This is a genomic window from Propionivibrio pelophilus DSM 12018, assembly GCF_059569095.1.
In genome coordinates this window covers 67,391-91,296 of record NZ_JCANUT010000005.1, presented here as the reverse complement: position 1 = coordinate 91,296, position 23,906 = coordinate 67,391, and the positions used below count along the sequence as shown (strand labels likewise).

At 62.7% G+C, this 23,906-nt stretch carries 22 protein-coding genes, 1 tRNA gene and 1 other RNA gene; 8 read left to right on the top strand and 16 right to left on the bottom strand.

Going from position 1 to position 23,906, the window contains the following annotated elements; genetic code table 11:
* Positions 1-5 precede the first annotated feature (5 nt).
* Positions 6-494 carry a hypothetical protein gene (locus BO74_RS04425; protein ID WP_496440332.1) on the top strand — a complete coding sequence of 163 codons (489 nt, stop codon included), beginning with the start codon at positions 6-8 and terminating at the stop codon, positions 492-494.
* 3 nt (positions 495-497) lie between these two features.
* On the opposite strand, the gene BO74_RS04420 is transcribed toward BO74_RS04425, so the two are convergent.
* Positions 498-920 carry a hypothetical protein gene (locus BO74_RS04420; protein ID WP_496440331.1) on the bottom strand — a complete coding sequence of 141 codons (423 nt, stop codon included), beginning with the start codon at positions 918-920 and terminating at the stop codon, positions 498-500.
* Positions 921-1,058: 138 nt separating this feature from the next.
* Between BO74_RS04420 and BO74_RS04415 the strand changes: the two genes are divergently transcribed.
* A complete protein-coding gene (locus BO74_RS04415) occupies positions 1,059-1,307 on the top strand; it encodes a helix-turn-helix domain-containing protein (RefSeq protein WP_496440330.1) in 249 nt (82 codons plus the stop codon).
* 405 nt (positions 1,308-1,712) lie between these two features.
* On the opposite strand, the gene BO74_RS04410 is transcribed toward BO74_RS04415, so the two are convergent.
* From BO74_RS04410 to groES, 3 genes are all read right to left on the bottom strand, one after another.
* Positions 1,713-1,788 (bottom strand) — tRNA-Phe (locus BO74_RS04410).
* A gap of 136 nt (positions 1,789-1,924) precedes the next feature.
* On the bottom strand, positions 1,925-3,577 hold the full coding sequence (groL, locus tag BO74_RS04405; protein ID WP_496440328.1) for a chaperonin GroEL: 1,653 nt from the start codon (positions 3,575-3,577) through the stop codon (positions 1,925-1,927).
* Between the two features lie 63 nt (positions 3,578-3,640).
* Positions 3,641-3,931, bottom strand: a complete 291-nt coding sequence (gene groES / locus BO74_RS04400) for a co-chaperone GroES (RefSeq protein ID WP_496440327.1) — start codon at positions 3,929-3,931, stop codon at positions 3,641-3,643.
* A 163-nt stretch (positions 3,932-4,094) separates the two neighbouring features.
* On the opposite strand from groES, the gene ssrA reads away from it, so the two are divergent.
* Positions 4,095-4,433, top strand: a transfer-messenger RNA (tmRNA) gene (ssrA, locus tag BO74_RS04395).
* A 20-nt stretch (positions 4,434-4,453) separates the two neighbouring features.
* Here ssrA and BO74_RS04390 read toward each other — a convergent pair.
* The 3 genes from BO74_RS04390 to BO74_RS04380 are packed head-to-tail and all read right to left on the bottom strand — an operon-like array spanning position 4,454 to position 6,543.
* Entirely contained in the window at positions 4,454-5,230 is a 777-nt protein-coding gene (locus BO74_RS04390; protein WP_496440325.1) for an SDR family NAD(P)-dependent oxidoreductase, read from the bottom strand.
* A gap of 47 nt (positions 5,231-5,277) precedes the next feature.
* Positions 5,278-6,165, bottom strand: coding sequence for a NifB/NifX family molybdenum-iron cluster-binding protein (locus BO74_RS04385; RefSeq protein ID WP_496440324.1), 888 nt, complete (start codon positions 6,163-6,165; stop codon positions 5,278-5,280).
* Between the two features lie 42 nt (positions 6,166-6,207).
* Positions 6,208-6,543, bottom strand: a complete 336-nt coding sequence (locus tag BO74_RS04380; RefSeq protein WP_496440323.1) for a DUF134 domain-containing protein — start codon at positions 6,541-6,543, stop codon at positions 6,208-6,210.
* A 112-nt stretch (positions 6,544-6,655) separates the two neighbouring features.
* Here BO74_RS04380 and BO74_RS04375 point away from each other — a divergent pair, with 112 nt between their 5' ends.
* The 3 genes from BO74_RS04375 to BO74_RS04365 are packed head-to-tail and all read left to right on the top strand — an operon-like array spanning position 6,656 to position 9,257.
* Positions 6,656-6,931: a hypothetical protein gene (locus BO74_RS04375; protein ID WP_496440321.1), complete on the top strand. Its 276-nt coding sequence runs from the start codon at positions 6,656-6,658 to the stop codon at positions 6,929-6,931.
* A 53-nt stretch (positions 6,932-6,984) separates the two neighbouring features.
* Positions 6,985-8,373, top strand: a complete 1,389-nt coding sequence (gene dacB / locus BO74_RS04370) for a D-alanyl-D-alanine carboxypeptidase/D-alanyl-D-alanine endopeptidase (RefSeq protein ID WP_496440318.1) — start codon at positions 6,985-6,987, stop codon at positions 8,371-8,373.
* Complete coding sequence (locus BO74_RS04365; protein WP_496440315.1) at positions 8,370-9,257, top strand: DMT family transporter; 888 nt, start codon at positions 8,370-8,372, stop codon at positions 9,255-9,257. Before dacB ends, BO74_RS04365 begins: the two co-directional genes overlap by 4 nt.
* Before the next feature lie 4 nt (positions 9,258-9,261).
* Here the strand turns inward: BO74_RS04365 and BO74_RS04360 are convergent, their stop codons facing one another.
* Together BO74_RS04360 and ubiD are read right to left on the bottom strand one after the other, a co-directional pair.
* Positions 9,262-13,329 carry a bifunctional diguanylate cyclase/phosphodiesterase gene (locus BO74_RS04360; RefSeq protein WP_496440313.1) on the bottom strand — a complete coding sequence of 1,356 codons (4,068 nt, stop codon included), beginning with the start codon at positions 13,327-13,329 and terminating at the stop codon, positions 9,262-9,264.
* Between the two features lie 79 nt (positions 13,330-13,408).
* Positions 13,409-14,872 (bottom strand): 4-hydroxy-3-polyprenylbenzoate decarboxylase, encoded by a 1,464-nt coding sequence (gene ubiD / locus BO74_RS04355; protein WP_496440311.1) that lies wholly within the window; start codon positions 14,870-14,872, stop codon positions 13,409-13,411.
* A 207-nt stretch (positions 14,873-15,079) separates the two neighbouring features.
* Between ubiD and BO74_RS04350 the strand changes: the two genes are divergently transcribed.
* Positions 15,080-15,574 (top strand): Dps family protein, encoded by a 495-nt coding sequence (locus BO74_RS04350; RefSeq protein ID WP_496440309.1) that lies wholly within the window; start codon positions 15,080-15,082, stop codon positions 15,572-15,574.
* A gap of 71 nt (positions 15,575-15,645) precedes the next feature.
* Here the strand turns inward: BO74_RS04350 and ubiA are convergent, their stop codons facing one another.
* From ubiA to BO74_RS04325, 5 genes are all read right to left on the bottom strand, one after another.
* Positions 15,646-16,527, bottom strand: a complete 882-nt coding sequence (gene ubiA, locus BO74_RS04345) for a 4-hydroxybenzoate octaprenyltransferase (protein ID WP_496440307.1) — start codon at positions 16,525-16,527, stop codon at positions 15,646-15,648.
* Between the two features lie 172 nt (positions 16,528-16,699).
* Complete coding sequence (locus BO74_RS04340; protein ID WP_496440306.1) at positions 16,700-17,449, bottom strand: hypothetical protein; 750 nt, start codon at positions 17,447-17,449, stop codon at positions 16,700-16,702.
* A 298-nt stretch (positions 17,450-17,747) separates the two neighbouring features.
* On the bottom strand, positions 17,748-19,622 hold the full coding sequence (locus BO74_RS04335; RefSeq protein WP_496440305.1) for an MFS transporter: 1,875 nt from the start codon (positions 19,620-19,622) through the stop codon (positions 17,748-17,750).
* Positions 19,619-21,676: an ATP-dependent DNA helicase RecG gene (recG, locus tag BO74_RS04330; RefSeq protein WP_496440304.1), complete on the bottom strand. Its 2,058-nt coding sequence runs from the start codon at positions 21,674-21,676 to the stop codon at positions 19,619-19,621. The genes BO74_RS04335 and recG overlap by 4 nt, the downstream gene beginning before the upstream one ends.
* Positions 21,660-22,070, bottom strand: coding sequence for a Rid family detoxifying hydrolase (locus BO74_RS04325; RefSeq protein WP_496440302.1), 411 nt, complete (start codon positions 22,068-22,070; stop codon positions 21,660-21,662). The genes recG and BO74_RS04325 overlap by 17 nt, the downstream gene beginning before the upstream one ends.
* 53 nt (positions 22,071-22,123) lie before the next feature.
* Between BO74_RS04325 and BO74_RS04320 the strand changes: the two genes are divergently transcribed.
* On the top strand, positions 22,124-22,477 hold the full coding sequence (locus BO74_RS04320) for a tetratricopeptide repeat protein (RefSeq protein WP_496440300.1): 354 nt from the start codon (positions 22,124-22,126) through the stop codon (positions 22,475-22,477).
* On the opposite strand, the gene BO74_RS04315 is transcribed toward BO74_RS04320, so the two are convergent.
* Both BO74_RS04315 and BO74_RS04310 read right to left on the bottom strand, forming a co-directional pair.
* Positions 22,478-23,245: an SPOR domain-containing protein gene (locus BO74_RS04315; protein ID WP_496440299.1), complete on the bottom strand. Its 768-nt coding sequence runs from the start codon at positions 23,243-23,245 to the stop codon at positions 22,478-22,480.
* 26 nt (positions 23,246-23,271) lie between these two features.
* Positions 23,272-23,880: a DUF2802 domain-containing protein gene (locus BO74_RS04310; protein WP_496440298.1), complete on the bottom strand. Its 609-nt coding sequence runs from the start codon at positions 23,878-23,880 to the stop codon at positions 23,272-23,274.
* Positions 23,881-23,906: the final 26 nt, after the last annotated feature.

The window sequence follows — 23,906 nt, the reverse complement described above, 5'->3', positions numbered from 1 at the left end:
AACACATGAGCATCATTACCCACACCGACCGAGACAACCGCCTGCGCGTCGTATTCGACAACGAGCGCACCACACCCGCCGAGCGATACGCGATCTTCTTTGAAGGCCGGGATACTGTGGTCGTCGGTCAGCCATTTGAATCGCCTGCTGACGTGTGGCAGCGCGTACTTGATACCGTTGCTGACATGCGAGCAGTCATTCGGCGCGGAGCATGGCGCGGACGCGAACACTACTTCGCCACCGTCTGGGCATGCATCCAGCCGACCGAGCAGCAGAAGCAGGAACACATGAAGAACTGGATTAGCTTCTGTCTGCATCAACTGTCCGACCCCGCCCACAATAAAGACGACAAGGCGCGGGTGCAGGCGCTTATCGCGTTGAGCGAGTTGCACGGGCTGACCGTCGCACCGAAGCCACAGCCTGTTTATGTCACGCCGCCGCCCAACTTGCTTGAGTTGGTGGAGGCTGAACTAGCAAGACGCAAGGGGCAGTGATGGCTATGGCACTGCGTCCATTCGGTGCCATGCGTCTCGAAATTCGTCTCGGTCGTATGCGGGAGGGTTCAGCCAGTAGGCACCTCCGTTCGCATCCTGCGAGGCAAGTTGCTGCACCTCTTGTAGGCGCAGGATGAAACAGACCGGACTGTCAGAATTTGCGTACACGGTAATGACCCACCATTCCGAACGCAGCGTGTCAATGGATTTGCCCAGCGGAACAGCACTGCGCTTGGTTAGCGCCTTTGATTGAACGCCGAAAAAAAGGGACTCATCGGCATCGGTAACGATTAAATCCGATCCCCGAGCGTTGCGGATCGTCGGCATAACGTGCCAGCCCCGCCTCGATAGTTGCCACGCAGCGTAGTTCAAACCGGCGTTGCCGGTCATTGAGTTGCGGTAAGAGTTTCCTTTGTCGCCACCCATTGTTTGCAGTTCTTGCCTCGCTGGTCGTTCCAAACCGGCTGATTCACGGATGCAGTCGGCTAATTCCTCCAACGCTCCAATTATCAGACGTGCCTATAGGCCGTGGACTATAGGCCACATTGAAAACAACATCAACCCATGGAAAAGGCGGCGAACATAGGGTTGATCTTCGGGGAGGTTCTGAGACGCCATCGGTCGGAAAAGAACATCTCCCAAGAGGAGCTTGCCTTTTTGTCAGGCGTTGACAGAACCTTTGTGTCCCGACTTGAGCGAGGCATCAGACAGCCCACCATCACAACCGTGATTGGCATAGGTCAAGCACTTGGCGTGCCGGCTGCGGATTTGGTCCGGGAGACAGAGAAGGAATACTTCCGAAAGACGAGATAAAGCTCGTCACGGCAGGAAGTCACAGCACGCAACTGACCGCAGCGGGAACAGCAACACTGCTAAATCGTCGCGTGTGCCGCGTTGAACATCATCAAGGCAAGTGTATTGAGGACTAATCGAACGTCGCCTATGCAGTCTTGGCGAATGGGGCGGCACTATGGGCGGCGTAGGCGCTGATCGGGGTAAGGGTGCCGCACTGGTATTGGCGCGGGTACTGCGCGGCCTGCGCGGGCGTTGTGTGGTTATGCTTTCGGAGGCGCAAACGGCAAATCAGCACCAGTTTTCACCGATGCCTCTCGGCAGAACCAGTGCCAGCAGTCACCCTCGCTGCTGAGTATGTGCTGACACGAACCCTAGAAAGCAAAAAGCCCCGGAGGGTATCCGAGGCTAAGTGCTTGAATCTTATGGTGGCCAGTCGCGGAATCGAACCACGGACACGCGGATTTTCAATCCGCTGCTCTACCAACTGAGCTAACTGGCCGAAGAGCTGCGCATTATAGCGAGACGTTTCCAATTCGTCAAAATTTTGAACGGTATTTTTTCGCTGCTACAGATGCAAAAAACCCCGCGAAGGGACTTCCTCGCGGGGTTGTCGGAACGAAATGGTCCGGCAGGAATTACATCATGTCCATACCGCCCATACCGCCCATACCGCCCATGCCGCCCGGCATACCACCGGCCGCCGGCTTGTCTTCGGCGAGTTCGGCGACCATGCAGTCGGTGGTCAGCATCAGGCTGGCGATCGATGCAGCGTTCTGCAGCGCGGTGCGGGTCACCTTGGTCGGGTCGAGAACGCCCATTTCGACCATGTCACCGTATTCACCCGAAGCGGCGTTGAAGCCGTAGTTGCCCTTGCCATTAACCACGGCATTGACGACGACGGAAGGCTCATCACCAGCATTGGCGACGATTTCACGCAGCGGCTGCTCCATGGCGCGCAGGACGATCTTGACGCCGGCATCCTGGTCGTGGTTGTCGCCCTTGAGGGAGCCAAGCTGAGCGCGAGCACGCAGCAGCGCGACACCACCGCCAGGAACAATCCCTTCCTCAACAGCGGCACGGGTGGCGTGCAGCGCGTCTTCGACACGGGCCTTCTTCTCTTTCATTTCAACTTCGGTCGCAGCACCAACCTTGATCAGCGCAACACCGCCGGCCAGTTTGGCGACGCGCTCTTGCAGCTTTTCCTTGTCGTAGTCGGAGGTCGACTCTTCGATCTGGGCGCGGATCTGCTTGACGCGCGCTTCGATGTTGGTGGCAACACCGGCGCCGTCGATGATCGTGGTGTTTTCCTTGCCGATTTCGATGCGCTTGGCCTGGCCGAGTTCTTCCAGCGTGGCTTTTTCGAGGGTCAGGCCAACTTCTTCGGCGATGACCTGGCCACCGGTCAGGATGGCGATGTCTTCGAGCATGGCCTTGCGGCGATCGCCGAAGCCCGGGGCCTTGACGGCGCAGGTCTTGAGGATGCCGCGGATGTTGTTGACCACCAGGGTCGCCAGCGCTTCGCCTTCGACGTCTTCAGCGATGATCAACAGCGGACGGCCAGCCTTGGCGACTTGCTCGAGCACCGGCAGCAGGTCACGGATGTTCGAGATCTTCTTGTCGAAGAGCAGGACATACGGGTTTTCCAGGATGGCGATCTGCTTGTCCGGGTTGTTGATGAAGTAGGGCGACAGGTAGCCGCGGTCGAACTGCATGCCTTCGACGACTTCGAGTTCGTTGTTCAGCGACTTGCCGTCTTCAACCGTGATGACGCCTTCCTTGCCGACCTTTTCCATAGCCTGGGCGATGATGTCGCCGATCGAGGAGTCGGAGTTGGCAGAGATCGAGCCGACCTGGGCGATTTCCTTGTTGGTCGAGCAGGGCTTGGAGAGGGCCTTCAGCGCTTCGACGGTGGCGGCGACGGCCTTGTCGATGCCGCGCTTGAGATCCATCGGGTTCATGCCGGCGGCGACGAACTTCATGCCTTCGCGGACGATGGACTGGGCCAGAACGGTTGCGGTGGTGGTACCGTCACCGGCGATATCAGAGGTCTTGGAAGCGACTTCCTTGACCATCTGCGCGCCCATGTTGGCGAACTTGTCCTTGAGTTCGATTTCCTTGGCGACGGAAACACCGTCCTTGGTCACTGTCGGGGCGCCGAAGGAGCGCTCGAGAACGACATTGCGACCTTTCGGGCCGAGGGTGACCTTGACGGCGTCGGCGAGGATGTTGACGCCTTCAACCATGCGGGTACGTGCGGAATCGCCAAACTTAACGTCTTTAGCTGCCATTGAATTACTCCTGAGAATTCTGTTGTGGATTGAAGCGTGTTACGACTTGCCAGCGCTGGAGGCTCAGGCCTCGACAACACCCATGATGTCTTCTTCGCGCATGACCAGCAGTTCCTCGCCGTCCACCTTGACGGACTGGCCGGCGTACTTGCCGAACAGGATGCGGTCGCCGACCTTGACGTCCAGAGCCACGTGCTTGCCATTCTCGTCGCGCTTGCCGGGGCCGACAGCGAGGATCTGGCCCTGATCGGGTTTCTCGGCGGCGGCGTCGGGGATGACGATGCCGGAAGCGGTCTTGCGTTCCTCTTCGAGGCGCTTGACGATCACGCGATCATGCAAAGGACGGATTTTCATGCATTTTCTCCTTGGTTAAAGCACAAGTTTTTTAACAACCCACCAATAATTTTTTCGCCAACCGGCAGCGCCGATGCGTCGAATTATTAGCACTCATATGAGACGAGTGCCAATAATAGGGACGGCCCTGGCGTTTTTCAAGAGCCGGGAAGGCATTTTTTTATCGCTCGCACGGCCTTGAAAAAACCACCCTCTGCCCTCATACTTGGCCCATGGTTGTAATTCCGGCAATCTGGAGGCGTTCTGGACGCGGGTTCGACTCCCGCCACCTCCACCCAAGCGTATTCAGCCGGTGATTTTGAGTAGGTTTGGGTGGGGGTGTATTGGTTTCGACAGGGCGGACGAAGGTGAGCAGGCAACCCGAGAGGCGACGGACGTAATCCGCGCAAATCCATAAACGCCAACGATGAGCGTTTCGCAATGGCCGCTTAAGGCCAATGCCGAGGCTGCTTGAGCCTTGTCACCAAAGAAAAGCCGGCGGGGACTTCGGTCCCCGTCGTCATTTCCAGCCCTCGTTGAAGTTCAGGGCATGTACTGCCCACCATTGACGTTAATGACCTGACCGGTGATGTAGCCGCTGCACGCGTGCGAGGCGAGGAACAGGAAGGTCGGCGCCATTTCTTCCGAGGTGGCGAAACGCCCCATCGGAATGGTCGCGTTGATGCCGGCGCGGGCCGCTTCGTTCTTGTCGGCGTGGAACGCGGTATCGACGGTTCCCGGCGCCACCACGTTGAAGCGCACACCGTCCCGCGTGTGGGCGCTGACCCAGTTCTTCTGCACGGCATGCAGCCAGGCTTTCGACGCCGCATACAGCGAGGCGCCGGGGCCGCCGCCGGTGTAGCCGGCAATCGAGCCGACGAGGACGACCGAGGTTGTGGCACCGCTCCCCTTGGCCGAGGCAATCAGGTACGGCAACGCGTACTTGGTGACCATCAGCGCCGAGCGGCCGTTCAGGTCGATGACGTGGGAGAAGAACTCGTCGTCGATTTCGGGCAACGGCTTGCGGCCGACGAGCCCTCCGGCGTTATTGACGAGGACGTCGATGCCGCCGAAACGGGCGACGAAACGGTCGACGAGATCCTCGCACGCCTGCGTCTGGCTCAGATCGCCGGGAAAGTGCTCGACGTCGGCGCCGATGGCATTGAGATGCGAGATGGCGCGCAACGCGTTGTCGTCGAGCGAACGCGAGGTGATTCCCACCCGTGCGCCCTGGCGGGCAAACGCCAGCGCCGCCGCCAGGCCGATGCCCTGCGAAGCCCCGGTCACGAGGACCCGCTTGCCTTTCAGATCATCGAACATGCTTTTCCCTCCGCAAAGGGAAAAATCTTACACCCGAATGAACGCGATCAGCTGACGGCGGCGACCTTGTCGAGCAACATCTGCACCGCCTTGTCGGGATCGGCCTCATCGGTCACGAAGGGCTTGATGCCGCCACGCTGGAGACGCTGGAAGAGATACGGACTCATCCCGGCGGTGATCAGCACATGTACGTCGTCGAGCGGATGCTCGTCGCCCAGTTGCGCCGAGTGCAGGGTTTGCTCCATTGACAATTCGCGCAGCGTTTTGTTATCGACCTTGTTCTGGCGAATCTCGTAGACCCAGAACTTGCGGCAGCGACCGGCATGGTCGGTCACCGTCCGGCGATTCTGGCTGCTGACGGCAATGCGCAGCGCGTCGGCCTTCATCTTTTTGGCAATCGCGTCCTGGTGGCGATCCTGGCCGCCGCAGCCACAACCGCCGCCATGTCCGCCCTCACCATTAGCGTGTTCATGGTCATGACCATGACCGTGGCCGCCGCAACCACCGCCGCCGCCACAGCCGCCTTCCTTCTTCTCACCACCGCCGCAACAGCCGCCGCCTTCATGGGCGTGGGCTTGCTCTTCGTCATGACCGTGGCCACCGCAGCAGCCACCTCCACCGCAGCCGCCTTGCTGACCGACAGGATTGGCTTCCTCGAACTCGGCGATCGCCTCGCCGGCGGTCAGCGCCTCGGTGCCGAAGGCCAGAATGCCCTTTTCGACCAGCGCCTCTTTCGTCGCAGCATCGACACTGCCGCACAGGACTGCATCGAAGCGCGGCGGTTCTTCGCCAGCCGCCTGATACTCGCGCAAAGCGAGATGTTCGATCGCGCGTGTTTCCGTATCGAAGAAGAGAAGATGTTCGGCGTTCGGCAAATGGGGCTCGATGCACGATTCGAGACCGTTGGGAACCCTGACGGGTACGCAGATTTTCATGATTCGTCCTTCTGTCTATTTCCAGCTATTCAACTTCAGTGATTACTCGGCCGCCGTCAGCGCCTCGCGCGTATCGGCTGTCACCATTCTTTCCGCGGGAACCTCACCGCAGATGCGCAACGCCTTGCCCTGCAGGAGCGCCATCGCGACCTTCTTGTGCGCGCGGGCGATGATGTTGCCCAGCGTCTGGCGCGACACGCCCATGCGTTCGGCGGCATCGGCCTGATACAGATCCTCGATGTCGGTCAGGCGCATCGCCTCGACTTCGTCGATGGCCAGTTCGACTTCCTCGAGCGCACACATCGGTACGCCCTGCGGCTTGAAATAGCGTACGGGCACGTCACATTCGACGCGTCGGCACTTCATCGGTCTCGCCATGTTAAGGCTCCTGACAGGCAGTGGTGATTACGAGACCGCAAGACTACCACACATACTGGCATATGCCCAAAAGAGACCGGCGAAGCGGAACAAAACTGGTAGGATGCCGGCCATGGTCGTCAACAATGCTCAAAACGAAACCGCCGTGGTCATCCGGCGGGATGGACAAACGGTCGTCTTCGTCCGTCTGCGGGCCGGTAAACTCGCCTGCGAACGCATCACCGAACTCGCCTTTCGCGACCTCTGGACCGAAAGTCAGCACCCGCTTGCGGAAACACTCGACCGCTTCCTTGAACACGGAGAGATCCACGGCGCCACGCAGGAAGCACTGCGCGGGCTGAACAAGCTCCGGGAACGCGCGCGACTGGTCGTTTCCGGCCTGTTCTGACAGCCATGACGAATCACTGGAGTGCCGCCTCCCGCCGGGCAAGCCCGCCCTGGATGGCGTTTTTCGCCGCGCTGCTGGCGGCATCCCACCTTCTCGCCGCCGACCTCCCCGCCCCGGTCGTGCATGCGCTCAAGACGGCCGAGATTCCACTCGCGGACACCGCCATCATCGTGCGCGCGGTCGACGCCAGCGAATCGCTTCTGAGCCTCAACGGCAACCAGCCGATGAACCCGGCGTCGGCGATGAAGTTACTCACCACGTACGCTGCCTTCGAGATTCTCGGCCCGGCGCATAGCTGGACCACCGAGGCGCTGGCCGATTCGCCACCGCGGGACGGCCGGATCAACGGCAATCTCTATCTGCGCGGCAGTGGCGACCCGCGCCTCGCACTCGAACAATTCTGGCTGTTCCTGCGCCAGCTCCGCGCCCGCGGCGTCAGCGACATCCGCGGCGACCTGGTTCTCGACCGGACGGCGTTCGCCCTGCCGCCACACGACCCGGCCGAATTCGACAACGAGCCGCTGCGCCCGTACAACGTCGGCCCGGATGCCTTGCTGGTCAATCTCAAGAGCCTGCGCTTCCTGTTACGCGCCGAACGCGGCGCGGTGGAGGTCATCAGCGAAACACCCGGCACGGAACGCCGGCTCGACAACCGCCTGCAACTCGCCGCCGGCGCCTGCGGCGACTGGCGGGAAAGGTTGAAACTCGAGATCACCGGGGAAACGATCGTGCTGCGCGGCGACTATGCCGCTGCCTGTGGCGAGAAGGCGCTGAATCTTTCGCCGTGGCCCGCCGATCTGCAGGTGGAACGCCTCTTCCGCACCTTGTGGCGCGAAATGGGCGGCACCCTCGGCGGGCAGGTACGCGCCGGACCGACACCGCCGGGCGCGCAACGACTGGCCACGCACGAATCGCCACCGCTTGCCGACATCGTGCGCGAAATCAACAAGTACAGCAACAACGTGATGGCCCGCCAGGTCTTCCTGAGCCTCGATCCGGCACGGCCGGCCACGCCGGAAGGTGCCACCCGGCGCGTTCGTGACTGGCTGCGCGGGAAGGACCTGGAGATGCCGGAACTGGTCCTCGACAACGGCTCGGGGCTGTCGCGCAAGGAGCGCATCTCGGCGGAGAATCTCGCCCGCCTGCTGCAGGCCGCCTGGCAGAGTCCGGTGATGCCCGAGCTGGTCGCCTCGCTGCCGCTGGCCGGCGTCGATGGAACGCTGAAGAAGCGGCTGCTCAACGGCGCGGCGAACGGCCGCGCGCACCTGAAAACCGGCTACCTCGACAACGTCCGCGCCCTCGCCGGCTACGTGCTGGACAACGCCGGCAAGCGCTGGATCGTCGTCTTCATGATCAACGGCCCGCGGGCGCGCTTCGGCAAGCCGGCGATGGACGCCCTGCTCGAATGGCTGGCCGGGGAACAGGACACCCCGAAGCCATGACCGCCACGCCGCCTTCCTCGCCGAGCGCCCTGCGCGGGATGGTGCTGATTTCGATCGCGGTGATCCTGTTCACCGTGATGGACACACTTTCGAAATACCTGACCCGCTTCTATCCGGTCACCAACGTGTTGCTGGCGCGCTACCTGTTTCACACCTTGCTGGTCGTGGCGGCCGTGGCTCCGCGCCACGGACTGGCGTTCGCCCGCACGCAGCGCCCGCTGCTCCAGATTCTGCGCGGGTTGCTCCTGGTCGGCGCATCGCTGCTCTTCGTCACCGCGATCAAGCACATGCCCCTGGCCGAGGCGACGGCCATCCAGTTCGTCTCGCCATTGGTCGTCACGCTGCTCGCCGTCATGTTCCTCAAGGAGAAGGTGGAGTTGTCGCGCTGGCTGGCGATCCTCGCCGGCTTCGTCGGCGTGCTGATCATCATCCGCCCCGGCAGTGGCGTCTTCAGCTGGGCGTCCCTGCTGCCGCTCGGCACCGCCACGCTGTTCGCCTCGTACCAGGTGCTGACGCGCCATTTTGCCGGCCGCGAGAACCCGTACGCGCTGATCTTCTATCCCGGCATCGTCGGCATGCTCACCCTGGTGTTCACGCTCCCGCTGGCCTGGGTGCCACCACAGGATCTTGCTCACCTCGCCATGCTGGCCGTCGCCGGGATGATCGGCGGGGTCGGCCACCTGATCCTGATCCGGGCCTACGAACTGGCACCGGCGTCGCGCCTGGCGCCGTTCAGCTACACGCAACTGGTATGGATCACCCTGGCCGGCTACCTCGTGTTCGGCAACTTCCCGGACCACTGGTCGCTGACCGGCATCGCCATCCTGATCGCCGCCGGCCTGTACATCGCCACGCGCCAGCACCTGCAGGACAGAAACCGGTAGCGTTTCAACGAGCCTCTTCCGTCGTCCGCACGAATCGTTCGAAGGCCTCCGCCGGCATCGGCCGGCTGTACAGGTAGCCTTGCGCTTCGTCGCACCCCTTGGCTTTCAGGAAGGCGGACTGCTCGGCCGTCTCCACCCCTTCGGCAATCGTCTGCAGGCCGAGACTCCGCGCCAGGCCGATGATCGCGCCGACGATCGCCTCGTCTTCGGGGTCGCGCGAAATGTCGCGCACGAAGGACTGGTCGATCTTCAGCTTGTAGACCTTGAAGCGCTTGAGGTAATTCAGCGACGAGTAGCCGGTCCCGAAATCGTCGATCGACATGCGCAACCCGCGCGCGTGCAGGTCGCCCATGACCGCGATCGCCTCCAGCGGGTTCTCCATCGCCACACCTTCGGTCAGTTCGAGCTCGAGCAGATCGGGCGACAAACCGCTTTCAGCAACGATCTGCGCGACGATCTGCGACAGGTTGGGCTGGCGGAACTGGACGGCCGAGAGATTGACCGCCATCACCATCGGCGGCAGGCCCCGGTCAAGCCACGCGCGCAACTGGCGGGCGGCGGAACGCAGTACCCATTCGCCGATCGGCAGGATCATCCCGCAGTCCTCGGCGACAGGAATGAAATCGGCTGGCGCGACATCGCCGAGTTCAGGATGCCGCCAGCGCAGGAGTGCTTCCACGCCGATCACACGGCCGCTGAGCAGGCAAATCTGCGGCTGGAAGTGGAGGTGCAACTGATCGAATTCCAGCGAACGGCGCAAGGCGTTTTCCAGCCGCAAGAGACGATCGGAGCGTTCCTGCATCTCCCGCGTGAAGAAGCGGAAGGTCTGGCGGCCGCTTTGTTTGGCGCGATACATCGCCGTGTCGGCGCACTGCGACAACGTCTCGTAGGTCACGCCGTCGGCGGGATACATGGCGATGCCCATCGACGGGGTGATCGCCAGTTCGTACTGTTCGATGCGGTACGGTGCCGAGAGCGTCTTGAGCACCTTGCCCGCCACGTGGGCAGCACCGTCGGCATCCGCGCCGGGGAGCACGAGAATGAACTCGTCGCCGCCGAGCCGGGAGACGGTATCCTCCTCGCGCAGCAGGTCCTTCAGGCGCCCTGCTACCTGGATCAGCAACTCGTCGCCAACACGGTGGCCAAGCGAATCGTTGACGTTCTTGAAGCGGTCGAGATCGAGGAAGATCAACGCCAGTTGTTCGCCGTTGCGTTCCATGCCGCTCAGAGCCAATGCGACCCGGTCCGCCAGCAGTGCCCGGTTGGGCAAGCCGGTCAGCGAATCGTAGTGCGCCAGCCGCTGGATGTGTTCCTGGCTGGCCTTGCTCTCGGAGATGTCGTTGAAGGTGCCGATGAAATGGGTCACCTGGCCGGCGGCGTCGACGACCCGGCTGACCGACAGGTATTCCGGATAGATGTCGCCGTCCTTGCGCCGGTTCCAGACCTCCCCCTGCCAGAAGCCATCGCTGTTGATGACGTTCCACATCGTCCGGTAGAACTCGCGGTCGTGCCGCCCGGAGGACAGGAAACGCGGATTCCGTCCGGTCACCTCGTCCTGGCGGTAGCCGGTAATCACTTCAAAGGCACGGTTAACCCGCACCACCTTGCCATGCGCATCGGTGATCATGATGCCTTCGCCCCCCTGCTCGAAGACCTGGGCACTCAGCCGCAATTGTTCCTCCATGTACCGCCGCTCTGCGGCGCGGGCGAACAGATCGAGGGCGAAGCTGATGTCGAGGGCCATTTCCGCCATCAGCTTGAGGAGATCTTCATCGAACGCGTCGACATCGCCGGCATAGAGCGTGAGCGCACCGTACACCACGTCGCCGCGCGTCAGCGGCAAGGCCGCAACGCCGCCCCACCCTGCGCGAACGGCATGCTCGTGCCACGGCGCCGTACGATAATCGTTTGAATAATCCTGGATCCAGAACGGTTTGCGCTCCCGCACCGCAGAAGCGGTCACACCGTGCGCCAGCGGGCTCTGCTGCAAATCCATGGAGATCCGCAAGCCCTCCAGAAAATCCGTGCCTTCGCCGAAACTGGCGACCGGTTCGACACACAGCGTCTGTGGATCAAAGCGGCCGACCCAAGCCATTTTCATGCCGCCGTGCTGCACGGCAAACCGGCAGACCTGTGGAAACAGCTCGTCCTCACTCGAGCAGCGGACGATCGCCTGGTTGCATTCGCTGAGCGCGGCGTACATGTGCGTCAGGCGGTCGAGGCTCGCCTCCGCGCGCTGGCGCGCCCGCTCACGGGCGAAGGTGGTCATCGCAAAACCGATGTCGGTGGCCATTTCCACGAGCAGCTTGCGCTGGTCGTCATCGAACGCCGCGACGTCCCCGGAATACAGCATGAACGCGCCGACCACCTCGCCCTCGCGCTCGAGCGGCAACGCGCAGGATTCCACCCAGCCGGCCTTGCGGCCCAGGTCGTGCCACGGCGCCGTCATCGGATCATGCTGGAAATCGCCGATCCAGACCGGGCGGTTCTCGCGGATGGCCGTGCCGGTTGCGCCACTACCGTAGAGGCTCGCCACATCGGAAGACACCTGCACCCCGTCAAGCAATTCGGAACTCTCGCCATAGCGGGCAACCGGACGAATCAGCCTTGACTCGGGGTCGAGCATGCCAATCCACGCAGTTTTCATCCCACCGAGTTCCACCGCAATCCGGCACACCCGCGGCAGCAGTTCATCCTCGTCGCGGCAGCGCACGATCGACTGGTTGCATTCGCTCAACGCTGCATAGGTCCGGGTCAGTCGCTCGATCCGCTTCTCGGCCACCTTGCGCTCGGTAATATCTTCCAGCATCGCCAGCAGGTAATCCGGCGAGCCGTCGCCCCGGCGCACGCAACGCACTTCGACGCGGGTATGAACCACCGCGCCGTCCTTGCGCACGAAGCGCTTGTCCATGGCGAAACCGTCCGACTCGCCGCGCAGGACGCGCTCATTCTCGATCTCGCTGAGCGCCATGTCCTCGGGGTGCGTCAGATCCATCCATGACAGCGCCAGCAGCTCCTCGCGCGGATAGCCGAGAATCTCGCAGAACCGGTCGTTGCAGCGAATCCAGCGTTTACTCTCGGGCAAGGTCATCGAAATACCGATGAACGGCAAGTCGTAGAACTGCTGCATCAGGCGATTCGAATGCGCGAACAGTTCCAGCCGCTGAGCGTGCGCATGCTGACGCCAGAAGGCGAGCATGACGGCGCCGACGACGGCAATGCCCAGGAAGGTGATTACTCCCACCCAGGACGCCAGGTCACGCAGCGGGGCCACGACCTCGCCCCGGTCGATCTTCGCGGCAAGGTACCAGCCGCTCCCGGCAATCGGCCGCAACACCATGAGGATCACCTCGCCCCGCGCATCGCTCCCGCGCACGCTCCATCCTTCGGGGCTCCGCTTCGCCGAATCGCGGGCGAACAGGCTCGCGTCGGCATCGCGGTCGTCGAAGCGTGGCGGCTTGAGGAACACGGCACGGTCGCCCTCGTAACGCAACAGGAGAACCTCGCCCGAAGCACTGGCGGTCGGCCAACGCGTCAGGTTCTCCAGCGCTTCTCTCTCGGGCCCCAGCAGGCCCCCCGGAGGCTCCTGAATTTCCCCTGTTGGCGCCTTGGCACGACCATTACTGCCGGCCTGCTCGTCGAGCCAGTGGCGAATCTGGGCAACCTTCAGATCGGCGATTGCCTCGAGATCCGACAGTGCTTCACGCTCGACCTGCGGGGAATGGATACGCATCACCAGGACACCGGCCAGCGGCACCGTCCCGAGCAAGATCGCCGCAATGAGAAACACGCCCGCACGACGGACGACGGGCGACGTCACGACATCGCCCGGCAGCGCATCGTGCCGCTGCCACGAACGAAGAATCGAATACAGGAGGGCGCTGGTCACCACCACGAACAGCAGGCCCTTGATCAGTTCGATCCGCCCCTGCAGCAGCGGATCGTCGACACTCATCGTCAGCAGCGAACCGGACGCCAGAATCCAGATCATCGCCAGCGCCGCGTAAAGCAGGGCCACACTCCCCGGCGAGAGCAAACGGCTCAAGGAAACGCGGGTCGGCGGCAAATTCATCGCCCGGTTTCCCGGTCAGGCCTGCAGGGGTATCTCATCTGACGTTTCCCTCGACATGACAATGACGCAAGTGGAAGAACTACAACCCGAGGTCCTGCCACATCGCATCGACACGCTTTTTTACGTCTTCGTTCATCACGATCGGCGTACCCCACTCGCGGGTCGTCTCGCCCGGCCACTTGTTGGTCGCGTCGATGCCCATCTTGCTGCCGAGGCCGGCGACCGGCGAGGCGAAATCGAGGTAGTCGATCGGCGTGTTCTCGGCGATCAGCGTGTCGCGCGCGGCATCGACCCGCGTCGTCATCGCCCAGATCACTTCCTTCCACTCGCGGATATTCACGTCCTCGTCCACCACGATGATGAACTTGGTGTACATGAACTGGCGCAGGAAGCTCCAGATGCCGAACATCACGCGCTTGGCATGACCCGGGTACTGCTTGCGGATGCTCACCGTCGCCAGGCGGTAGGAACAGCCTTCCGGTGGAAGGTAGAAGTCCACGACTTCCGGATACTGCTTCTGCAGCAGCGGCACGAATACCTCGTTCAGTGCCACCGCCAGCATCGCCGGCTCGTCGGGCGGCTTGCCGGTGTAGGTGCTGTGGTAGATCGGGTTCTTGCGCATCGTGATGCGCTCGATGGTGAACACCGGGAAGGTCGACTGCTCGTTGTAGTAGCCGGTGTGGTCGCCGTACGGGCCTTCGAGCGCGGTTTCGGTCGGATCGATGAAGCCTTCGAGGACGATCTCGCTGGAGGCCGGCACCTGCAGGTCGTTGCCCAGGCATTTCACCAACTCGGTCTTGGCACCGCGCAGCAGGCCGGCGAACTGGTATTCCGAGACGTTGTCCGGCACCGGCGTCACCGCGCCGAGGATCGTCGCCGGGTCGCAGCCGAGCACCACCGAGACCGGGAAGGGCTGGCCGGGATTCGCCAGGCAGTGATCGCGGAAATCGAGCGCACCGCCGCGATGCGCCAACCAGCGCATGATCACCTTGTTGCGGCCGATCACCTGTTGCCGGTAGATGCCGAGATTCTGGCGGGCCTTGGCCGGCCCGCGCGTGACCGTCAGGCCCCAGGTAATCAGCGGTGCCACGTCGCCCGGCCAGCAGTGCTGGATCGGCAGCCGCGACAGATCGACATCGTTGCCTTCCCAGACGATCTCCTGGCACGGCGCCGACGAGACGACCTTCGGCGACATGTTGAGCACCTGCTTGAACACCGGCAGCTTGTCCCAGGCGTCCTTCAGGCCCTTCGGCGGCTCGGGTTCCTTGAGAAAAGCGAGCAACTTGCCGACCTCGCGCAACGCCTCGACCGACTCCTCGCCCATGCCAAGCGCAACCCGACGTGGCGTGCCGAACAGGTTGGCCAGAACCGGGGTGGAATGCCCTTTCGGATTCTCAAACAGAATTGCCGGACCGCCCGCCCGCAGCACGCGGTCGCAGATCTCCGTCATTTCGAAGCGGGGATCGACTTCGACGCGGATTCGTTTCAGTTCGCCGATGCGTTCGAGTTGGCCGATAAAGTCGCGGAGGTCGTTGTATTTCATGAAAGCCGGCGGAAAAAACAATAAGTTAGCGATTATAGGCGATGGTCTCCGCATGTCGGCGGCAATAGTTCACACAAGCGGGAATGCCCTCGTCGATTGAAGGGGTTTATGGGCGGCATAGCCTCTTTTCATTGGACTATTCCTCGCCACTCCTTAAAATGGGTACATCAGCTTAATCAAGAACCTTTTTCAATAAGGAGCCATGCAATGAAAAGCAAGAAAATCGACATCAGCAAGATCGACATCGGCATTTCGGAGAAGGATCGCATCGCGATCGCCAAGGGCTTGTCCAAGCTCCTGGCCGACAGCTTCACGCTGTACCTGATGACGCACAACTTCCACTGGAACGTTACCGGGCCGATGTTCAACACGCTGCACACGATGTTCATGGATCAATACACCGAGCAGTGGAACGCGCTGGACACCATCGCCGAACGCATCCGCTCCCTCGGCGTCGTCGCCCCGGGCAGCTACCAGGAGTACGAGAAGCTGACCACCATCCCGGCGGTCAAGGGCAAGCCGAAGGCACTGGAAATGGTCGCCCTGCTCGTCGCCGCGCAGGAAGCCACCGCCCGCACGGCGCGCGACCTGCTGCCGCTGGTCGCCGAAGCGAACGATCAGCCGACCACCGACCTGATCACCCAGCGTCTCGACATTCACGAAAAGACAGCGTGGATGCTGCGCAGCCTGCTGGAAGAGTAAGAAGAGCAAGAAACCAACGCGCCGGTGAGCTTCCCCGGCCGACGCCCGCCACCCCGGCGGGCGTTCTTGTTTCAGCGCACGACGAGAAAGTCGATGACGATGCCGGCGAAGATGGCCGCGCCGAGCCAGTTGTTGTGCAGGAACGCCTTGAAGCATTTCGCCGGTTCGCGGTCGCGGATCAGCGTGTAGTGGTAAATCGCCAGCACTGCGGCCACGCCCAGTCCGGCGTAGAACGCCCAACTCGCGCGCATCTGGTAGCCGACCCAGGCGATCAGCGCCAGGGTCAGCGCATAACAAAGCATCACAGCCACCACGTCGAAACGCCCGAAGGTGATCGCCGAGGTCTTGATGCCGATCTTCAGGTCGTCGGCGCGGTCGACCATCGCATACTCCGTGTCGTAGGCGACCGCCCAGATGACGTTGGCCAGCAGCAGCACCCAGGCGGTCAGCGGAATCATGTCGAGATGGGCGGCGTAGGCCATCGGAATGCCGAAGCCGAAGGCGACGCCGAGATACGCCTGCGGCACGGCGAGGAAGCGCTTGGTGAAGGGATAGGTCGCCGCAAGGAACAGTGCCACGACCGACAGGCCGATGATATACAGGCTGCGCAACGGCAGGATCAGGAAGAAAGCGCAGAGCGCCAAAGCACACGCCAGGAGCAGCGCCTCCTTGACCGACACCGCACCCGTGGCCAATGGCCGATCCTTGGTGCGCGCGACGTACGGATCGAACTTGCGGTCGGCCACGTCGTTGATCACGCAACCGGCCGAGCGCATCAGTACCGTGCCGAGCACGAAGATCCATACCACCAGCCAGCTCGGCGTACCCCACGACGATAGCCAGAGCGCCCACAGGGTCGGCCAGAGCAGCAGCAGGATGCCGATCGGCTTGTCCAAGCGCATTAGTCGCTCGTAGTTATCGAATTTTTCACGTAATAGAGGAATATTTGTCACGGTTTTGTCAAAGAAGCACGGAATAGTGGGCGCGATCACAATGCGGGGAGCTTACCAGTACCGAGCTCAAGTCAGAAAGAGCGGCTATCCGCCACAGTCCAAAATCCTTGAAACGCGGCGCGACGCATCCACGTGCGGAGGACTTGGGGCGGATGCTCGAGGTTGCGTCCAGCTAAAGCACCAAGACGGCACCGATCGCACCAAGGATCAGCACCATAGCGGAAGCTCTTTCGAGCGCTGATCGCGCCTTCAACGCCACGACAGACTCGGCCAAAATGGCCACTACCAAGGTCACGCCAAGAAAGGCAACACGATTCCCCGAACCATCTTCAATGGCACCGGAGGTAATCGTCGGGTCTACGTCTGCCATCCAGTCATACTTGCTACCGGCGAGAGACACGATAAATAGCAGCCCAAAGGCGTAGATTGCGTGCAGAGCTGCACGTAAGCAATTGTTCATCAAAGTCTGTTCGATCGAGAGCCCGATGCCTCGGTTGTAACGAGCGCCAACAATGCGGACTTGCTCCATCGTCAGCGGTGACGAGAACTTGTCGTTATCGACCAGTTGGCAAAGATGGCGTGCAGCAGTATCGATGTTGTACACGTCCCGCTGCAAGCAACTGGCCAGATTGCGTAGCTGACCATTGGTCATCTTCGCCGGATCCATCCCGAGCGTTTGAGCGGCCGTACGAAGCTGAATACTGACAGAACCGAACGATGTCCTGGTCGGGATGCGCGTCACAGTCAGGGACTTGTCGATAACGGGCGGCCCACTCCAATCAAAGGCACGGACTTCAAATGCGACCCGGTCGATGAAGTTCGGATCACCACCGACCTCGATCCAGCAAACGCCTCCGAGCAATTCTACTGGCAAGCGATTCGTACAGGCAGCGCTTAGGATCGTATGCTTGTTGTGTTTCACCCAGGCATGCTTGAATCTCTGGATAGAGCCCTTTCACCCACCAAATCTCTCGGGAACCAGTTTACAACGGAATAGATCAAGCACGCCCCAAGTCGGGAAGGAATTCGATGTTTTACAGACAAGTTCTGGCATAGTCCTTTTTTCGAGAGCCGCGAAAAAAAATGATCACATCATACACTCGGCGCGCATTGCCATAAATGCCAATCAGACATGCCCTTGTCTTAATTTATGGCAGTACACTTCTTGAGCATTGATAAAAACAGCAACACCATGGGTCATGGCGCACCATTCCACCGGTTCAGCAAACCCCGCCACGCAGTTTGCCCACGCACACTTTCAGGTCGTCCGGATCGACCTGTTCCGGCGGCACAGGCTCGCCGGCGACCAGCGCGATCCGGCGAAAAAGGCGAATGCAGGACGGCACGCGCATCGCCGGCCCGTAGCGCCTGCTGAAGAAACTGCCCCACAGGCCGCGCAAGGCCATCGGAATCACCGGCACCGGCGTTTCGGCGACGATGCGCTGCACGCCGTAGCGGAACGGGGTGAACTCACCGTCACGGGTGATCTGCCCTTCGGGGAACAGCCCGATCAGTTCGCCGTTGCGCAACGCTTCCGCCGCCGCGGCGAACGCGGATTCCTTCATGGCAGCATCCTCCTTGGCCGGCGCGATGGGGATCGTTCGCACCTTGCGGAAAACGAAATTAGCCCCGGGCAGGGCGAAGATGCGATGGTCGATGATGAAGCGGATCGGCCGCCGTACCGCGCCCATGACTACCACCGGGTCGATGAAGCTGACGTGGTTGCAGATCAGCACCGCCGGCCCGGTCTCGGGGATATTGTCGAAACCGCACTTGTCGAGGCGGTACACCGCGTGGATCAGCAGGGAAGCCAGGAAGCGGATGAAATGCTCGGGCACCTGCCGGCAAACGAACCAGGCCACCAGCGCATTGAACCCGGCCGCCAGCCCGAACAGCGCCGGGATCGACATTCCCAGGGCGAGCAGCGAGCCGGCCACCAGTGCCCCGACGACCATGAACAGCGCGTTGAGGATGTTGTTGGCGGCGATGATGCGGGCACGATGCTCCGGCGCGCTGCGCGACTGCATCAGCACATAGAGCGGCACGATGTAGAAACCGCCGAAGACACCGATGGCGAGCAGATCGAACAACACCCGCCAGGTGGAAAAGGACGACAACAAGACACCGATCGGCTGCGCCGCGCCGGAATGAGCCACCGGTGAGGCCAGCGCAAGGTCGAAGCCGAACAAGGTCAGTCCGATCATGCCGAACGGCACCAGTCCGATCTCGACGTGGCGGCCGGAAAACTTGTCGCAGAGCAGCGACCCGGCACCAATCCCGACGGTGAAGATGGCCAGCATCAGGGTGACCAGCATCTCGTCGCCGCCCAATACGCTCTTGGCGTAAACGGGGAACTGGGCGAGCAGCAGCGCGCCGTAGAGCCAGAACCAGGAAATGCCGAGGATGGCCAGGAAGACACTACGATTTTCGCGGGCAAAGGCCATGCTGCGCCAGGTCTGTGTCAGCGGATTCAAATGGATTCGCAAACCGGGCGAAGGCGGCGGTGCAACCGGGATGCCACGGCTTGCGACATAACCGGCAACAGCAACGAGAATGGCCGCGCCGGCGATCCACGCCGTGCTCAAACCCGAACCGCCGAGCAAGCCGCCCGCCAGGGTGCCGACGAGAATCGAAACGAAGGTTCCCGACTCGACCAGTGCGTTTCCGCCGACGAGCTCCTGCTCCGGCAGATGCTGCGGCAGGATCGCGTACTTGACCGGCCCGAACAGTGCCGACTGGAGCCCCATCAGGAACAGAACGACGAGCAACACCGGCAGGCTGTGCAGGTAGAAACCGAGCGCGCCCAGACTCATGACGACGATCTCCAGCAACTTGGCGAGGCGGGCGAGCCGTGCCTTGTCGTACTTGTCGGCCAGTTGCCCGGCCGTAGCGGAGAACAGGAAGAAGGGGAGAATGAACAGGCCTGCCGCCAGGTTGGCCAGCAACTCCGGCGTCAAGCTCGTCCACTGCGCCGTGTTGAAGGTAAGCATGACCACCAGCGCGTTTTTGTACAGGTTGTCGTTGAACGCGCCGAGAAACTGCGTCCAGAAGAACGGGGCGAAGCGGCGCGTGCCGAGCAGATGCATCTGTCTCATGCTTTCAGCAACTCCTCGCGGCTGCCGAGCCAGCGCGCCAAATGACGGTCGGCGCGTTCGGGCGCCTTGCTCAGCAATTCATCGGCCATCTCCCGCGCCAGTTCGACGAGATCGGCGTCGGCCTCAAGATCGGCGTAACGCAACAACGGCACGCCCGACTGACGACTGCCGACGAACTCGCCGGGGCCGCGCAACTGCAGGTCCTGGCGGGCGATCTCGAAACCGTCGATATTCTCATAAATGATCTTCAGCCGCGCCCGCGCGGTTTCCGACAGCGGCTGCTGATAGAGCAGCACGCAGACCGATTCGTCCTTGCCGCGCCCGACCCGCCCGCGCAGCTGATGCAGCTGCGAGAGGCCAAAGCGTTCGGCATGCTCGATGACCATCAGGCTGGCATTCGGCACATCGACGCCGACTTCGATGACCGTTGTTGCCACCAGCACATCGATCTCGCCGGCGGCGAACGCCGCCATCGTCGCGGCCTTCTCGTCGGCCTTCAGGCGCCCATGTACCAGCCCGACGCGCAGGCCGTCGAGTTCCTGCGAGAGCACAGCGTGCGTGTCGATCGCCGTCTGCAACTGCAGTTTCTCCGATTCCTCGATCAGCGGGCAGACCCAATACACCTGCCGGCCGGCGGCCGCGGCGTCGCGGATACGGACAATCACCTCATCGCGGCGAGCGTCGGAAACCAGCCGGGTACGCACAGGCGTGCGGCCGGGCGGAAGCTCGTCGAGCACCGAAACATCGAGATCGGCGTAATAGCTCATCGCCAGCGTGCGCGGGATCGGCGTCGCCGACATCATCAACTGGTGCGGCACAGCGCCGCCTTCACCCCCCTTGCGCCGCAAGGCCAGACGCTGCGCGACGCCGAAGCGATGCTGCTCGTCGACGACAGCCAGCCCCAGCCGGGCGAAATCGACACTCTCCTGGATCAGCGCGTGCGTACCGACGACCAGTTGCGCTTCCCCCGCCGCCCGCCGCTGCGCCGCCAGCTTCTCCGCCTTGCTCAGGCTGCCGGTCAGCCAGGCGACGGTCACACCGAGCGGTTCCAGCCAGGCGCGCAGCTTGAGGTAATGCTGTTCGGCCAGGATTTCGGTCGGCGCCATGAATGCCGCCTGGAAGCCCGCCTCAATCGCCTGGCAGGCGGCCAGCGCCGCAACGATGGTCTTGCCGCTGCCGACGTCGCCCTGCAACAGGCGTTGCATCGGCATCGGCTGCGCCAGATCGGCGCCGATCTCCGCGACCACCCGGCGTTGCGCGCCGGTCAACGGGAACGGCAGCGCCGCCAGCAGTCGCTCGGCCAGTCGGCCCGACGCCGTGAGGCACGGTGCGCCGCTACCGCGGCGATTGAGATAGGCACGGCGCAACGAAAGCTGCTGCGCGAGCAGTTCGTCGAACTTGATTCGCCGCCAGGCCGGGTGGGACCGTTGCTGCAAGGAGACTTCCGGGACCTCGGGCGGCGGCGCATGCAAGGTCAGAACGGCCTCCCCGAAGGCCGGCAGCCCCTGCCGCTGAAACCAGGCTTCGTCGAGCAGTTCGTCGAGCCCGTCGGCGTCGATGGCAATAGCGATGTGCTTGCGCAGGGCAGCCTGCGACACACCCGCCGTCGTCGGATAGATCGGCGTCAGCGCCGCGGGCAATGGCGTGGCTTCGTCGACCACGCGATAGCGCGGATGAACCATCTCGGCCCCCAGAAAGCCATGCCGGAGTTCGCCGAAGACGCGCAGCTTTCGCCGGTCGTCGCGCGCACGCTCCAGTTGCTTGGTCTGGCTGCCGTAGAAATTGAGGAAGCGCAGCGACGCTTCGCCGCTCGCATCGGCGACCCGCGCGACAAGTTGCCGGCGTGGCCGGAACTGGACAGATACCTCGAGCACCTCGACTTCCACCTGCACAGGACAGCCGGCAGGCGCGTGCGCTACCGGCTGAATCCGCGTCTCGTCCTCGTAACGCAGCGGCAGATGCAGGACCAGATCGCTCCGGCGCGTCAGGCCCAGCTTGCCCAGCCGCGCCTTCAGTGCCGGCGGCGCCGTGATCTCGTCATCCGACGGTTTCAACCCCAAGGCTCAGACTCGACAATTCCATGATGGCGTCGACCTCGACCAGCGCACCGCGCGGCAGTGCCGAAACGCCGACGACGGCGCGCGCCGGATACGGCTCGGCGAACAGTGTCGCCATCGCGTCATTGACCTTGGCGAAGTTCGCCAAGTCGGTAAGATAGACGTTGACCTTGACGATTTCGTCGAACGATCCGCCGGCCTCCTCGACAACTGCGCGCATGTTCTCGAACACGCGGTCGATCTGGGCGTCGATTCCTTCAACGAGACGCATGGTCGCCGGATCGAGTCCGATCTGGCCTGCCAGATAAACGGTATAGCCCGACCGGATTGCCTGCGAATAGGTGCCGATCGCCGCGGGGGCATTCGTTGTGCATATGACTGATTTGCTCATTTTGCTTTTCTCCTTTTCACTGCGTGTGCAAGGACTTCCTGAAGGAATAATAAGTGACAACTCCGATCATCGCCAATCTGGAAAAACTGCTCGGCGGCCCGCGTGACGGCGCGCTACTGCGTTACTCGCTGGGCAACGAATGGCTCAAGACCGACGAACCGGCTCGTGCCGCGGCCTGTTTCCGCGAGGCGGTCAGCCGCGATCCGAACTACTCGGCGGCATGGAAGCTGCTCGGCAAGGCGCTGGCCGAAAGCAATGCATTGCCCGAGGCGCTGGAGGCGTACCGCAGCGGCATCGCGGTCTCCAAGGCCAAGGGAGACCTGCAGGCGGCCAACGAGATGGGCGTCTTCGCCCGACGCATCGCGCGGCAGCTCGGCGTCGCCGACAGCGAAGCGGAAGATGCTTGACTACTTTTTCCCGTTGCGCGGCAGCTGCACCGATTCAACGCCAAGCGCCCGCAGCTTCTTCCGCGCCGCTTCAGCCTCCTTGCGGTTCTTGAACGGTCCGACCAGAACGCGCGTTTCGATCGTCGCCGGGATGCCTTCCTGCACCAGGCGGGCGTGGAGCTCCTCCGCCCGCTTCGGATCAACGAACACGCCGGCCTGCAGCGTGTAGCCGGACAGCAGCCGGGACAACAGTTGCGGCGACTGTGCCGGCGTTGCCGGTTTATCCGCCGCGACCGGCGACGCCTCGGCCACGCGCGGCGGCACCTTCTCGGCGCCGCGTGGTTGAGCGGCCGCCCGCAAGCCCTCGACAGCCGCGCCAGACCGCGCCGGTTTGGCCTTCGTCGCTGTCGGGACAGCGTCAACCTCCGGCGCCGGCGGCAGTGCGGCCGAACGCCCGGACTCGTCCACCGGTGCGCCGGTCGACTCCGGCTCGCTGACTCTCGTTTCGTCCTCCGGCGCCGGCGTTGCCGGCTCGACCGGAACGACCGGTTGCGTCACGTTCTTCTTCGCCACCGGAACCGGCTCGGTGAACTGCGTATATTCGACCTCCGGCGCTTCGCCCGGCGCGGCCAGGTAGTCAAAGAGGGCCAGCCCGCCGAGCAGGCCGACGACCATGACCCCGGCGATCCCGATGCGCCAGGCCAGCTTGCGCCGCACCTCGGAAAGCTCGCCCGGTTTGCTGTTCTCCGATGGTGAGTTCGGTTGATCGATCGTCTGGTTGTTGGTCATTTTTTCTCCCTGACGGGCAAGGCAATTCAGTCGAGAGGCCCGTCTTGATCGTGCGCCCGGCCCTGTCCCTGGTTACGCGCCAGGGCGACGACCAGATCGGCTTCGGCGCGCGAAATCCCGCAGAACTGCGAGATTCCGGCGGCGTCCTGCCCCTGCAACGCCAGCTGCATCGCGTCGCTATAGTACGGGGAGGCGTTCTGAGCCACCTGCACCTTCGACAATTCGCGCCGCTGCTCGTCGCGCAGGGTCTGTACCTCGGCGAGCAAGCTGCCGATCTCCCGACGCAGTTGCGCGACTTCCTGTTCGAGCACCTCGATCCGGCGGGCATCCACGGAAACCTCCGGCGGTTCGTTCCAGGCGAAGGAACGCTCGCGTTCCCGCTTCTCCTCCGGCAACGCCGGCGCGACCGGCGCCTCATCGACCGGCTTGGGCAGCGGGTTAGCCACTTCCTGCACGGCGGTATAAGCCGCAACGGCCGCCGGCGCAACGTGCGGTGCCGGGTTTTGCGCCTGTATCGCGCGGTTTTTCAGACGACCGATGCGCAGGAAGGAAATCAGGATATAGACCACCAACAGCGCCACGACGGCGATCAACGCTTCGCGCCAGCCCAGATACGCCAGAAAGTCGGGGTCCATTGAATACCTGCGAGTGCAATTTTGCG